Genomic DNA, 13,732 nt, shown 5'->3' with positions numbered 1-13,732 from the left:
ATCGTCTTAGACAATGAAATTTATACGATTGACTTTGCAATTGACCACCTGTCGAAGCTTAGAGCAATCATAAAAGAATCACAGGAAAATGCTTCGTAGCAGGCAGGAAAAAGAACTTCAAAAGTGCCTTTTCCTATTCAACTGCAATCAGTGCTTTTAAGCCTTCAACGAAAACGCATCAGCAAATTATATTAACCGTGCCCCCCGTTATAGGGACAAAACCGGACAAAACCGGTTAAAACCGGAAAGAAATCTTGACTTTTGAACTGCTATCTATAAATCATCGCTTCCATTCAAATTATATATTGGTGAAGCTTCCTTGAAGTTTCTCCCGTGGCCCCTATAAAAACATTTTGACGCCAGTCCACATGGAGCAAACCATGGAAGATAGATGGCTATCTGTTGACGAAATTGGAATTTATCTCGGCGTAAAGCGAGATACGATTTATAAATGGATAAGTGAGAAAGGCATGCCAGCCCACAAAATTGGAAGACTTTGGAAATTTAAAAAAGACGAAGTAGATGAGTGGGTTCGAAAAGGTGGAGCAATTTAACGAAATGATAACAATAGCTGAACAAAAAAATTTAACACAACTTGGATTCAGTTTTGAACGAGGCGGCGCACATACTGCACGCACGATGATGCTTGACGAGCTAAGTGAATTATTAGCATTCATATCTAAACCTGAAGCTGAAAAAAGTGAATATCAACAAGCCATTGTCGACATTAACTGTCTAAGAAAACGCTCTGGGAAAACCCGGACATTGACCTACCGCCATCTTGTCGACCTTTACTCACTTAACCCATCCAATACGCTGTTCAATGCTTTACTCTTTTTCTGGAATCGAGATCCTCAAGGCCAACAGCTCATCGCGTTGCTTTGTTCATATGCTCGAGACTCCATCTTTCGAGCTACAGCACCATTTATTCTTGAAACGCCCGAGGGAACGCATGTTACGAGAGAATCTTTAGAGGAATTCATTGACTCTAAAGAGCCTGGGCGGTTTAGCAAAGCAACCTTGAAATCTACAGCCCAGAATATAAATTCTACATGGACTAAGTCTGGTCACTTTAAAGGAAGGATAAAAAAGATTCGAACCAAACCAGTACCTACGGCTGGAAGTGTTTCATATGCACTGTTCATTAGCTATCTTACAGGTGCACGTGGACAAGCTCTTTTTCATACAGAATATATGAAACTCCTGGATAGTCCTACGGATAGGCTTATAGAACTAGCTAAAGAAGCATCGCTCAAAGGTTGGATCATATTTAAACATGCTGGCAATGTAATTGAGGTTCTCTTTCCTAAACTCATTAACGCGCAAACTATGGAGTTGATTAATGAGTAAAGTAAAACGCCTTATCCAGTCCTATAGCAATTTCATCTCTGTACCATGGCGTAATGATACCGCAGCAGCTCAGCGAGTCATTTTCTGTGTTTACAACGAAACAGAAGAACGCGGGATTCGTGCAAAAAAAGAAGAATTTGAACTTGTAACCCACCAGGCCGGACACGAATGGGTTGTATTTGACTTAACAGACACTTTTGCTCTGTGGCTTTCCTCACAGCGATATTCTGAAAGCTATTTCAAAAAGCCTGATCTTCTCCCTACTCTCCTTCCAAGGTATTTAGACTTTATTAAAACTACCTTCGAAACATTTATTGAAGAAAACAAGATTAACTCAAATACAGTTGTCGCCCTTGAAGGGGTGGGGGGTCTTTTCGGCTTACTAAAAGTAAGAGACCTTGTTGATCAACTTGCCCCCTTAATAACAGGACGGCTTTTAGTTCTTTTTCCTGGAAGTTACGAAAACAACAACTACAGATTGTTAGACGGTTATGATGGCTGGAACTACCTTGCCGTGCCAATTACAGCCGACAAAGAATTTTAGATAAGGACTCAATGATGTATAACCGTGACCTTTACCAAACTGATCCTGCTAGCCAAAAACTTGTCAACCAAGGTGTGGCAAGTGTTAATGACGAGACAACAAGCCAAGCACTCGCGATACTTCGGTATGAACTTGAAACCTTTGTCTGTGATGGGCAGTATGAAAAAGGTTTAGCTCATATTTTAGAGACATACCTCAAGAACATCCAACAAGCTCAACAACCGGCGGTTTGGGTTAGTGGCTTCTATGGGTCTGGTAAATCACACCTTGTCAAAATGCTTCGTGCTCTGTGGGTAGACACGGTATTTGAAGACGGTGCAACTGCACGTGGGATTGCGAATCTTCCTCAACACATTCGTGATCACCTCAAAGAACTTAGCACCGAAGGCAAACGTCACGGCGGATTGCATGCTACATCTGGGACTCTTGGGGCAGGTGCAAGTGGCAGTGTCCGACTTGCATTGTTACGACTGATCTTCAAGTCTGCAGGATTACCAGAACAATATCACACTGCTCGATTTGTTATGTGGCTTAAAAAAGAAGGCATTTATGAACAGGTTCAAGAAGTTGTTCAACAAAATAACTACGATTGGAACGAAGAACTCGATAACTTCTATGTAGCCCAAGGGCTCCACCAAGCGTTGACCCAAATAAAACCTAATATCTTTTCATCAGAAAATTCTTGTGCTGAAGTTTTAGCCAACCTTTACCCGAATGTTTCTGACGTTTCTAGCGATGACATGCTAAGAACAATTAAAAAAGCATTAATAAAAGATGGGAAGTTTCCGCTGACTCTCATCGTACTAGACGAAGTGCAGCAGTACATTGGCGAGGACAGTCAACGCTCTATTGATGTTCAAGAAGCTGTTGAAGCGTGCTCCAAAAATATTGGAGGAAAGCTGTTATTCATCGGTACCGGTCAGACTGCTGTTACTGGTACAAGCAATCTAAAAAAACTCGAAGGTCGTTTTACCATTCGTGTAGAACTCTCTGATGCAGATGTTGACGCTGTTATCCGTAAAGTAATTTTAGCCAAGAAACCCGAATCAACTGGTCCAATCAAAGAGACCATGCAAACAAACCTAGGTGAAATTTCCAGACATCTAGCAGGTTCCACAATTGGGCACAGACAAGATGATATCCAATATTTCCCCCAGGATTATCCGATCTTGCCTGTACGCCGTCGTTTTTGGGAAAACACCCTTCGAGTGCTTGATCAAACGGGCACAGACAGCCAGCTTCGCAACCAACTCAGCATGATTCATAAGGTTATTCAAACTAACCTGGATCAACCACTTGGCCATGTTGTTCCAGCAGACTATCTCTATTTTGACTCTGCTGACAAACTGCTTCAAACAAGAATTCTACCACGAAAGGTTCATGAAAAAACCATGAGCTGGAGCAAAGGTTCTGAAGACGAGCGGCTTATGGCTCGCGCTTGTGCTCTTGTTTTTTTGATCAATAAACTTAATAGCAAAAACAAAGAAATTGGCCTCCGTGCAACTATCGACACCCTAGCCGATCTTCTTGTAGAAAATTTAAACGACGGTAGTGCAAAAATTCGTTCTTCTCTCGCGAGGCTTGTTGAGGAAAAAACACTATCTGGGGCAAAAAAATACGACTTACTCGATAAAATTGGAGATGAATACCGTATCCAAACCGAAGAAAGCGCTGCATGGAACGATGAATTCTTAAGCCAACGCTCAGCACTCTCCAACGAGTCTCATCGTATCGACACAGAACGAGACGATCGCCTTCATAGAAAATTTGGCGAATTAGTCCGAAAACTTTCACTCACACAAGGTCAATCTAAAGTGAGCAGAACTTTACACCCAACCTTTGACCCTCAGTTACCTAACGATGCGTCTCAAAAAATTCATCTATGGGTTCGAGATGGTTGGGACACTGATGAAAACTCCGTTAGAGCCGATGCAAGGCAAGCGGGAAACCAATCTCCAACTGTTTTTGTATTCATTCCAAAAAGAAATGCTGATGACCTAAGGCACAACTTAATCGACTTCAAAGCCGCAAATGCCACACTTGATATTCGTGGTGTTCCTAACACCCCTGAAGGAACCGAAGCTCGTGCTGCTATGGAGACTATTAAGCAAACTGCCGAAGGAAGAATCAATGAACTATTGAGAGATTCTTTTTCTGGTGCTCGAGTTCTTCAGGGAGGTGGAAATGAAATTTTTGGTAACAACCTTCAAGAAATGGTTACCGAAGCATCCGTAAACGCTCTGCAACGGCTCTATCCACAATTTACTACTGCTGATCACACTGGGTGGGAAAAAGTCTACGCTCGAGCGCAGAAAGGCGTGCCAGATGCTCTTACAGCAGTAGGATACGATGGTGAGCCTACAAACCATGCCGTTTGCAAAACTATTCTTGCGACCATCGCAGGAGGAAAAAAGGGAGCAATCATTCGTGACCACTTTGAATCTGCACCACACGGTTGGTCACGTGATGCTATTGATGGCAGTCTGCAGGTTCTTTTAATTGCTGGACTCATGAAAGCACAAGACGAGCGCGGCACCCCGCTAGATCCAAAAGAACTTGAGCGTAGATCTATTGGTAAAACAACATTCAAGGTCGAGTCGACTACAATAACAACCGCTCAACGCATTAACATCCGTAAGGTGTTACAAAAAAAAGGTATTACAGCCAAACAAAGGGAAGAACTAGCTGCTATACCAGAATTTATTCAACAAATGAAAAAGTTAGCAGAAAATGCTGGAGGGGAAGCACCAAAACCCGTAGCCCCAGATACAGTTTTCCTTGATGAAATCAGATTGGCCTCCGGAAATGAACAATTGCTTGCACTGTACAACCGGCGTGATGAACTCAAGACACATATTGAAGATTGGACAAATATTGGCAGCAAAATTCAAAAGCGCTTCCCTGCTTGGAATATCTTAAAAAGATTAGCTGCTCATGCTTCAACTCTTAACGAATTCGAAGTAATTTCAGCTCAAATTGAAACGATCGAAGAGCATCGTCAACTTCTGGAAGATCCTGACCTTATAGCACCACTTACGGCCAACCTAGCACAACTATTGAGAGAAAAGCTTAACAAACTCAATGAAGAATACAGCAAGGTTCACGAAGAAGGTATAGAAAGGCTTCATAACGATATCAACTGGCAACAGTTAGAGCCCGAACAACGCCATTCGATCTTAGCTGAACAGTCACTGCACGGTAAAGCTCAACCATCTGTGGCCGTTCAATCTACAGAAGATATCTTAGCAACTCTTGATAAATACACATTAACAAGCTTTGCAGATCGAGTTGCTGCGATGCCTAGTCGATTCGACAATGTTGCAAGCAAAGCAGCAGAATTGTGTGAGCCAGAGGCTCAGTTCGTTAACTTACCGCGCTGCACATTAAAAACAGAAGAACAAATCGACAACTGGTTAGCAGAAGTAAAAAACAAACTTATGGGTGCCTTGAAAGAAGGTCCTGTTGTTATTCGATAACTACTCAAGGATATATACATGCAGCCGCTTGATAAAACGTTACGAAATCAACTTGAACGTACTATAAAAAATGCACGTGACCTCGCTGAAAATGCAGCCCGAGCCGCGCTTGAACAACTGGGGGTTGGTGCGCCTACCCCGTTTTCTCACTTGGACGAACAAGATCGAAGACTTCGCCGAAAACTCCGTGTTCATGGAAGACAACTTGGGGATGCTAAAGACAGTAAAGGTAGTCAAGAGACTACTCGCCTTCTCGAAGAAGTAGCTTATGAGCACTGGCACCGCATGCTCTTTGCACGCTTCTTAGCTGAGAATGACTTGCTAATGTATCCTGATCCAGACGAACCAGTCGCTATTACCTTAGAAGAATGTGAAGATCTTGCTAGCGAAGAAGATGCTGCAACCGGCTGGGAACTGGCTGCTCGTTACGCCGCTCAAATGTTGCCGCAAATATTTCGCCTGGAATCCCCTATAGTTCAGCTTACTCTTCCACCAGAATATCAGCAGAGACTTGAGCAATTGGTGGCCAAACTGCCACAAGAAGTATTTACGGCTTCTGATAGCCTAGGTTGGGTTTACCAGTTTTGGCAGGCAAAAAAGAAAGATCAAGTTAACGACTCGGAAGTAAAAATTGGAGCACGTGAACTTCCTGCTGTTACTCAGCTCTTTACTGAGCCATACATGGTATCTTTTTTGTTAGATAACTCTCTTGGAGCGTGGTGGGCAGCAAAACAACTGAGTGAAGCTGACCTTAAAACTGCTAATAATGAAGAGGAATTACGACAAAAGGCTGCTATCCCTGGGGTACCGCTTGAATATCTACGCTTTGTCCAACAGAACGATAGTTCTTGGACTCCTGCGTCAGATTCATTTGAGAGCTGGCCAAATCAGCTTACCGAATTAAAAACCCTTGATCCTTGCTGTGGTTCTGGTCATTTCTTGGTAGCTCTTTTTTTAATGCTGGTTCCTATACGCATGCACGTTGAAAACCTATCAGCTCAACGAGCTGCCGATGCAGTACTTAAAGAAAACCTTCACGGACTTGAGCTTGATCAACGTTGCGTAGAACTAGCAGCCTTTGCCTTAGCACTCGCTGCTTGGAAATATCCTAATGCAGGAGGCTATAGGCCGTTACCAGAACTTAACATTGCATGCTCTGGTCTTTCTGTTGGTGCAAGCAAAGAACAATGGACAACCCTTGCTGCACCACAAACAAAACTGAGAAATGCTCTCGATCTTCTGTATGATGAATTCGAACAAGCACCAATACTGGGGAGCTTACTTAATCCAACACGCAGTATCGCAACAAATTTAGTTAATATAGATGAATTATCCCAACTTCTTAAAAAAACACTTGCTTTTGAACAAACAGATGAACATTTTGAAACTTCAGTAGTAGCACAAGGTGTAACAAAAGCAACGTCTCTACTGACATCACGTTATCATTGGGTGATAACAAATGTTCCCTATCTCAAAAAATCTAAGCAGTGTAGTGCATTACAATCTTTCTGTGAACAGCATTACCCCACAGCAAAAGCAGATCTTGCAACTGTCTTTCTTGAGCGCTGTGTAGAATTATGTACAAAAGGAGGAACATCCAGCATAGTCCTACCGCAAAGTTGGCTTTTTTTGAGCAGTTACACTAAATTTAGAAAAAAAATCCTCAATAATACTTGCTTGCATTCAATTGCCCGCCTAGGCCCTGGAGCCTTTGAAACAATCAGTGGCGAAGTTGTTAAAGCAATTTTAATAACCCTGTCTAGCAACACCAATGAAACACAACACAAGGAACTATTTCAAAACACAAACAATACTAACCAGCTCTGCGGCCAAGATGTTTCCGAAACTCCAACAATAAGTGAAAAAATATTTCAGCTACAACATGCTAATATCACCAGTGTGTGCCAACGTGACCAGTTAAAAAAACCTGATGCAAGGATAGCTTTCACTACCGAAGATAAGTTTCCGTTACTCAACAACTACGTAAACAGCCTTGTTGGGATTCAAACAGGTGATGACCCTCGTTACCTAGTTAGCTTCTGGGAAATTCCATGGAACAATCCTCTTTGGGCTCCACTGCAAAGCACACCAGAACGTTATTCTGAATATGGGGGACAATCGTGGATGATTCGTTGGGAGGACAAAGCCGGTGAACTTCACAAGTCAAAAGGAGCAAGAATACAAGGGACAGAAGCTGTAGGAAAAAATGGAATAGCAATCCATAGGATGGGCACTATTTTTCCATATCATTATAGCAACCGCTTATATCATCAAAACATTGCGGTGTTGCTACCTAAAGATGAAAAATTCCTGCCTGCAATCTGGTGTTTTTGTTCCTCTTCACAATATGCCAACAAGATAAAGCAGATTGACCAAAGTCTAAAAGTTACTAATGCGACTCTTGGTAAAGTCCCATTTGACATCAATTACTGGACTCAAGCTGCAGCTCAAAAATATCCAGCAGGATTACCCAAACCATTTACATCTGATCCAACCCAATGGGTATTTCACGGGCATCCTTGTGCGTCTACCATATGGAATGAGAATTCAAAGAGGACTGTCAATGACACATTGCGCCACGATGACACAGTGCTACAAGTTGCAATAGCTAAACTCTTAGGCTTTCGCTGGCCAGCCGAACTTGACGCTGACATGGAGCTAGCTCAAGAACAACATCGATGTGTAGCTCTATGCCAGGATTTGCTAACTTATGCAGACGACGATGGTATCGTCTGCATCCCCCCCGTGCGGGGCGAGGCGTCTGCTGCCGATCGGCTACATAACTTATTAGTTGCGGCCTATGGTGATGCTTGGGCTAAAGATACGCTTGCAACCCTACTTGCAACAGTTGGACATACTGGCAAATCATTAGAAACTTGGCTGCGCGATAAATTTTTCACACAACATTGTAAGCTGTTCCAGCACCGCCCATTTATTTGGCATATTTGGGATGGACTTCAAGACGGCTTTGCGGCCTTAGTCAATTACCATAAACTTAACCATAAGCTCCTAGAAACACTTATTTACACATATCTTGGAGATTGGATTATTCGCCAGAAGCAAGATATCTCCAATGGCGTCGATGGCGCACAAGACCGTCTTGCTGCCGCAGAATCGCTTAAGAAAAAATTAGAACTTCTTCTCGAAGGTGAAGCACCATACGACATTTTTATTCGCTGGAAATCACTTGAAGAACAGCCTGTTGGATGGAATCCTGACATTAACGATGGCGTGCGTCTTAACATCCGCCCATTTATGACGGCAGAGGATGTAAAGAAAAAAGGTGCAGGTGTCCTAAGAGACAAACCAAACATAAAATGGGGAAAAGATAGAGGCAAAGATAGAGGCAAAGATGTGGAATCTGCCCCATGGTATCACCTCTTCAAAGGAGATCGTATTAACGATCACCACCTCTCATTAGCTGAAAAAAGTGCCGTTCGAAAGGCTAACAAATGAAAGTAGTAGACCAACTTATTAAAAACTTGCGCAACACAGCCACATTCAATCCAGATGCGCAAGTTGCACCTGCGTGTATTTTGTGGCCAGATCCGTCACGTCAATGGGAGTCCATTATTCCATCTCTTCAAGAGAAACTCCCTGAGCTTATGTGTCTTGGCGATTACACAGCAGAAAAGAAAACTGGTCCTGCAATCTGGCTTCGCTGTGCCATTGCTAATTGTGTTGAAGATCTTGATCTTACAAAAAATCAAACCCCGATCCTTTACCTTCCGGGAGTTGGCAGACAAGATCTTAGAGCCATCGAAAGCTGTCCTGAAAATATAAAACCACTAGCAGAACTACAGTACCGCGGTATTATTTGGTCACAAGTTAGCGCAAAGGACTGGACAATTTTAGCATTTCTAAAATCAGACCAAGGCGGCCTAGGCTTACATGTCTCGCAAAACGCTAACACCAAGAATGCAATGCGCCTTGCAATGCGAAAGTTTCTCAATGAAGATCTTACGTCGTTAAAAGGGAAATACCTCGATCAAGATTACTTCAACGCCCTGCTCTCTGGTGGAGACTTTACTCGCAACCTACTTCAATGGATTGACCAAGGCGACTCAATTAAAGAAGAAATAGGAACACTTGAATGGAACGCATTCGTAGAAATTTGTGTTTCTCAATTATCCTTTAATCCACAAAGTGAAGGACTTCTGGCAGCTGCAACTAACCTTGCAAGTCACAATGGACCGTGGAGTGTTGTTTGGGACCGTTACTGCGAAGCCCCAATTCGCTATCAAAACATTCCACATCAAATTAGAAGATGCGCCCCTCCACTCACTAATATGCTTTGGCATATGAGTGACGGACCATTCCCTGGATGGCCACAATGGAACGAGCAACAAGAAAAAAATCTTCATCAAGAAATGATGAATCTTGCAAAGCTTCCACCGCACCTTGCTAGAAAAAAAATCTTAGAGTTAGAAAAACAACACGGACACAGACGCTCTTTGATTTGGGCAGAGTTGAACGAAGCCCCGCTTGCTTGCGCCTTAGAGCATCTAGCATCGGTAGCTAAAGAGACTGCCATCAACCTTGCTGCAGGTACTGTCGAAGAACTCGCTACAAAATACGCAAATTACGGCTGGCAAGTGGATGACGCAGTACTAAGGTCATTAGCTTACACGGAAAGTATAAGTAGTTTTGAAGCAATCAAGACTGCTATTCGATCCTGTTATCTATCATGGTTAGAAGATTCAGCTCGTTATCTTCAAGACATAACAACTCAATCGCACTACCCTGGAGGGACTTACCTCACAGCAAAGCCTCTATCTACCTCGCCTGGAGATTGTGTATTATTCGTAGACGGATTACGTTTTGATGCAGCTATGCGCTTGAAGGACAAACTTAATAAAACAGGCTTTTCTACTTTAGAGGAACCTATTTGGTCAGCTCTTCCTAGCATGACTGCAACAGGAAAACCTGCAGTTACCCCAGTACACGGAAAAATTCGGGGAGAAATACCAAATCCTGAATTTGTACCTAATGTTATAGAGTCCGGGTCGCCTTTAATAAGGAACGGCCTCCTCAAAAAATTGCTCAACAATGCAGGATGGGCAACACTAACAATCTCAGATAACTCATCAAATGATGAATATGCATGGTGTGAAACAGGAGACATTGACAGCGAAGGGCACCATCGAGGATGGAAGCTTGCCAAGCATCTTGATCCAATACTTATTGAAATCCATGATCGAATCGCTGAGTTATTGGCTGCGGGCTGGAAGCGTGTCCAAGTCGTTACAGACCATGGCTGGATACTACTTCCTGGAGGGTTGCCCAAGATAGATTTACCCAAAACTCTTACAGAGAGTAAAGGAAAACGCTACGCAGCGATTAAACCTGGGGTCTCCACTGACGAACGGTTATATCAATGGTATTGGAATCCCAACCACCAAGTTGCTTTAGCAAACGGTATTGCCTGCTTCCAACATGGGGAAGAATACGCACATGGTGGACTAAGTTTACAAGAATGCCTAACTCTCAAACTTATTGTAACCCCAGGTAAAAACAAACAACTAGCTCCTGCTGTTGAAATTACAGATTCTGGTTGGAAAGGATTACGCTTCACAATTGCTGTCGATGGCAATTTCACGGATTTACGTTTGGACATCAGAGAAGAAGCTGGAAACGCAGAATCCAGCATTGTTCTTAATAAAAAGAAACTAAAAGAGAATGGAACTGCCTCTGTTGTTATTGATGATGATAGTAAAGAGGGGCAGAAAGCTATGGTAGTATTACTAGGCTCCGATGATTCTCTTATTGCTCAGCTACCAACTATTATTGGTGGAGAAAACTAATGCTCGAAACGGATGCTCTTGATAGTAAAGCGGCAACTTCTCTTGAAGGTTTTTTGGTTAGAAAAGATCTTGTTCGTACATTTAGCCGCCAATTCCCTGTTCCAACATATGTTGTCGAATTTTTACTCGGACGATACTGTGCGAGTACAGATCAAGATGAAATAGACGAAGGGCTTGAAATTGTAGAGCGCCAGCTTAAATCGCGCACAGTAAAAGCTGGCGAAGAAGAGCTGTTTAAAGCAAGAGCGAGAGAAAATGGTGAAGTAAAAATTATTGATCTCATCACTGCTCGTCTTGATGCAAGAACCGACTCTTACATCGCAACGCTACCAAGTTTACAACTAACTGACGTACGAATTAATTCTGATTTAGTAAATCAACACGAGCGAATGTTAACCGGTGGCTTTTATGCTGAAGTAACCCTTAGTTACGATGCTGCAATTGCACAAGAAAGCAAAGGACGTCCATTTGGTGTTGAATCATTACGCGAAATCCAACTATCCAAAAGAAATGTATTGGACACTCTAGCTGAAGCTCGGCACAAATTCAGTACAGAAGAATGGAAAGACTTTTTACTGCGATCCATTGGTGTTGAACCCCAAAAACTAACAGAACGTCAACGCGATGCTTTTATGCTCCGTATGGTTCCATTTGTTGAACGAAATTATAACGTGATGGAACTTGGACCGAGGGGCACAGGCAAAAGCCACTTATTCCAACAAGTATCACCATATGCTCACCTGATTTCCGGCGGGAAGGCAACCGTTGCGAGAATGTTTGTGAATAATGCAACAGGCCAGCGTGGATTAGTCTGTCAGTACGATGTGGTCTGCTTTGATGAAGTCTCTGGTATCTCTTTTGACCAAAAAGATGGCGTCAACATCATGAAAGGTTACATGGAATCTGGAGAGTTTAGCCGTGGCAAAGAAAGTATTAGAGCTGATGGTAGCATCGTTTTAGTAGGTAACTTTGATGTTGATGTTGAGCATCAACAACGAATTGGGCACCTTTTCGGCCCAATGCCTCCTGAAATGAAAGATGATACCGCATTTATGGATCGTATTCATGCCTTTCTGCCTGGTTGGGACATTCCCAAAATAAGCAAAGAACTTCTGACAAATCACTTTGGTCTTGTAAGTGATTTTCTGTCTGAATGTTGGACCCAACTAAGAAATCAAAGTCGAGTGAGCGTACTCCAAAACAGGGTATTTTTTGGTGGAGCTCTTTCTGGACGCGATACAAACGCAGTAAACAAGACCGTTAGTGGCCTGATCAAACTTCTCTACCCTAGTGGCGGTACTGTATCTGATGAGGACCTTGAATGGGCAGTACATCTTGCTATGGAATCACGAAGAAGAGTAAAGGAACAACAGAAAAGAATTGGCGCAGCAGAATTTAGAAATACTCATTTCAGTTACGTAATGGGAACTGATGGTGTTGAAAAATTTGTGTCAACACCCGAGCTGCAGAGTGACAATAGCATTGGTAGCGACCCGTTAGAGCCAGGCCAAGTTTGGACTATTTCCCCCGGAGGAGCAGACGAACACCCCGGCCTTTACCGAATTGAGATCAACGAAGGCCCTGGCTCTGGGGTAAAAATACTGAATAAACCTGTACCGTTATCTTTTAAAGAAAGTATGGGATATGCTGAGCAAAATTTATATGCACGGTCTACTCAACTCGTCGGTGACAAGGACCCGAGGCAACATGAATTCACAACCCAGCTTCGAGCTTTCGACGCCTCCAAATCAGGGGCAAAGCTGGGCATGGCTTCTTTAATATCACTCTGCACATCTTTATTAAAGAAAAGTGCCAAAGGTGGACTCATAATTGTCGGTGAAATAAACCTTGGTGGTTCTATCGAATCTGTTCACAATCCAGTAACACTTGCTGAAATAGCTGTTGAAAAAGGGGCTACCACACTACTCATCCCTGTTTCTTGCAGAAGGCAACTCTTTGACCTTTCAGATGAAATGGCCACAAAAGTTGATATTCAATTTTACTCTGATGCACGAGACGCTCTATTGAAGGCAATTGTAGAATAAACACTACTTGAGTCTGACGCACGACCTTCTAATAAACAAAGTGGGTGGCATACTAAAAAATAGCATGCCACCAAAAGTAATCTATCAAATCAAGTCGAAACTCTTACAGCTTAATATTATCCTAGCACGCCTTATGTCCTTTTTTTTAAACTAATAATTAGTTTTTTTAAACAACAGCCCGACAGTTTCCACTGACGAGCTGTTGTGCTTTAGCTAGAAAGCTTCCCCAATCACCTCAGAAGCATTCTTCAACGCGTCATCTCTTAAGTGAGCATATCGCAGCACCATTGAAGGAGTTTTGTGTGTAAGCAACTTCTGAAGCGCAAACATGTCTACTTTACCGGAGCTTGCGAGGGATGATGCAAAAACATGTCGTAAGCCGTGCATTGGACGAAAAGACTCTGGAAGCCCTGCTTCTCTACAAATCCTTCTAAAAGACTTCACTTCGCGCAACCGCCCTTTCTTACGACCATAAAATACATATTCACTTTCTGAATGCGTAAGCTTCCCTTA

At 42.8% G+C, this 13,732-nt stretch carries 7 protein-coding genes and 1 pseudogene; 7 read left to right on the top strand and 1 reads right to left on the bottom strand.

Translation table 11 applies throughout. The features are described 5' to 3' along the window. Positions 1 to 380 precede the first annotated feature (380 nt). From MKHDV_RS08470 to brxL, 7 genes are read left to right on the top strand one after another with little or no spacing between them, the layout of a single operon-like run. The gene (locus MKHDV_RS08470; protein WP_160714238.1) at positions 381 to 554 is read left to right on the top strand and encodes a helix-turn-helix domain-containing protein; all 174 of its coding nucleotides are present in this window, start codon (positions 381 to 383) and stop codon (positions 552 to 554) included. Further along, on the top strand, positions 523 to 1,350 hold the full coding sequence (locus MKHDV_RS08465; protein ID WP_254060435.1) for a hypothetical protein: 828 nt from the start codon (positions 523 to 525) through the stop codon (positions 1,348 to 1,350). The genes MKHDV_RS08470 and MKHDV_RS08465 overlap by 32 nt, the downstream gene beginning before the upstream one ends. Next, a complete protein-coding gene (locus MKHDV_RS08460) occupies positions 1,343 to 1,894 on the top strand; it encodes a BREX protein BrxB domain-containing protein (RefSeq protein ID WP_160714236.1) in 552 nt (183 codons plus the stop codon). The genes MKHDV_RS08465 and MKHDV_RS08460 overlap by 8 nt, the downstream gene beginning before the upstream one ends. A gap of 14 nt (positions 1,895 to 1,908) precedes the next feature. Beyond that, positions 1,909 to 5,370: a BREX system P-loop protein BrxC gene (gene brxC / locus MKHDV_RS08455; protein WP_160714268.1), complete on the top strand. Its 3,462-nt coding sequence runs from the start codon at positions 1,909 to 1,911 to the stop codon at positions 5,368 to 5,370. A gap of 18 nt (positions 5,371 to 5,388) precedes the next feature. Then, positions 5,389 to 8,826, top strand: coding sequence for an Eco57I restriction-modification methylase domain-containing protein (locus tag MKHDV_RS08450; RefSeq protein WP_160714234.1), 3,438 nt, complete (start codon positions 5,389 to 5,391; stop codon positions 8,824 to 8,826). Continuing rightward, positions 8,823 to 11,174, top strand: a complete 2,352-nt coding sequence (gene pglZ, locus MKHDV_RS08445) for a BREX-1 system phosphatase PglZ type B (protein WP_160714232.1) — start codon at positions 8,823 to 8,825, stop codon at positions 11,172 to 11,174. Before MKHDV_RS08450 ends, pglZ begins: the two co-directional genes overlap by 4 nt. Then, entirely contained in the window at positions 11,174 to 13,219 is a 2,046-nt protein-coding gene (brxL, locus tag MKHDV_RS08440) for a protease Lon-related BREX system protein BrxL (RefSeq protein WP_160714230.1), read from the top strand. The genes pglZ and brxL overlap by 1 nt, the downstream gene beginning before the upstream one ends. Before the next feature lie 213 nt (positions 13,220 to 13,432). Here the strand turns inward: brxL and MKHDV_RS08435 are convergent. Beyond that, positions 13,433 to 13,708: pseudogene (locus MKHDV_RS08435) on the bottom strand (tyrosine-type recombinase/integrase); the annotation flags it as partial. Positions 13,709 to 13,732: the final 24 nt, after the last annotated feature.

It is taken from the genome of Halodesulfovibrio sp. MK-HDV, assembly GCF_009914765.1.
In the GTDB taxonomy this organism is placed as follows: Bacteria; Desulfobacterota; Desulfovibrionia; order Desulfovibrionales; family Desulfovibrionaceae; genus Halodesulfovibrio.
The sequence above is the reverse complement of the archived record's forward strand: the minus strand, read 5'-3'. Positions and strand labels throughout refer to the sequence as shown.

What these genes read in the sequence shown, in the direction of transcription:
- brxL (WP_160714230.1), top strand. Translation starts at nt 11,174, where the DNA reads ATGCTCGAAACGGATGCTCTTGATAGTAAAGCGGCAACTTCTCTTGAA.
- MKHDV_RS08450 (WP_160714234.1), top strand. Translation starts at nt 5,389, where the DNA reads ATGCAGCCGCTTGATAAAACGTTACGAAATCAACTTGAACGTACTATA.
- brxC (WP_160714268.1), top strand. Translation starts at nt 1,909, where the DNA reads ATGTATAACCGTGACCTTTACCAAACTGATCCTGCTAGCCAAAAACTT.
- MKHDV_RS08465 (WP_254060435.1), top strand. Translation starts at nt 523, where the DNA reads ATGAGTGGGTTCGAAAAGGTGGAGCAATTTAACGAAATGATAACAATA.
- MKHDV_RS08470 (WP_160714238.1), top strand. Translation starts at nt 381, where the DNA reads ATGGAAGATAGATGGCTATCTGTTGACGAAATTGGAATTTATCTCGGC.
- pglZ (WP_160714232.1), top strand. Translation starts at nt 8,823, where the DNA reads ATGAAAGTAGTAGACCAACTTATTAAAAACTTGCGCAACACAGCCACA.
- MKHDV_RS08460 (WP_160714236.1), top strand. Translation starts at nt 1,343, where the DNA reads ATGAGTAAAGTAAAACGCCTTATCCAGTCCTATAGCAATTTCATCTCT.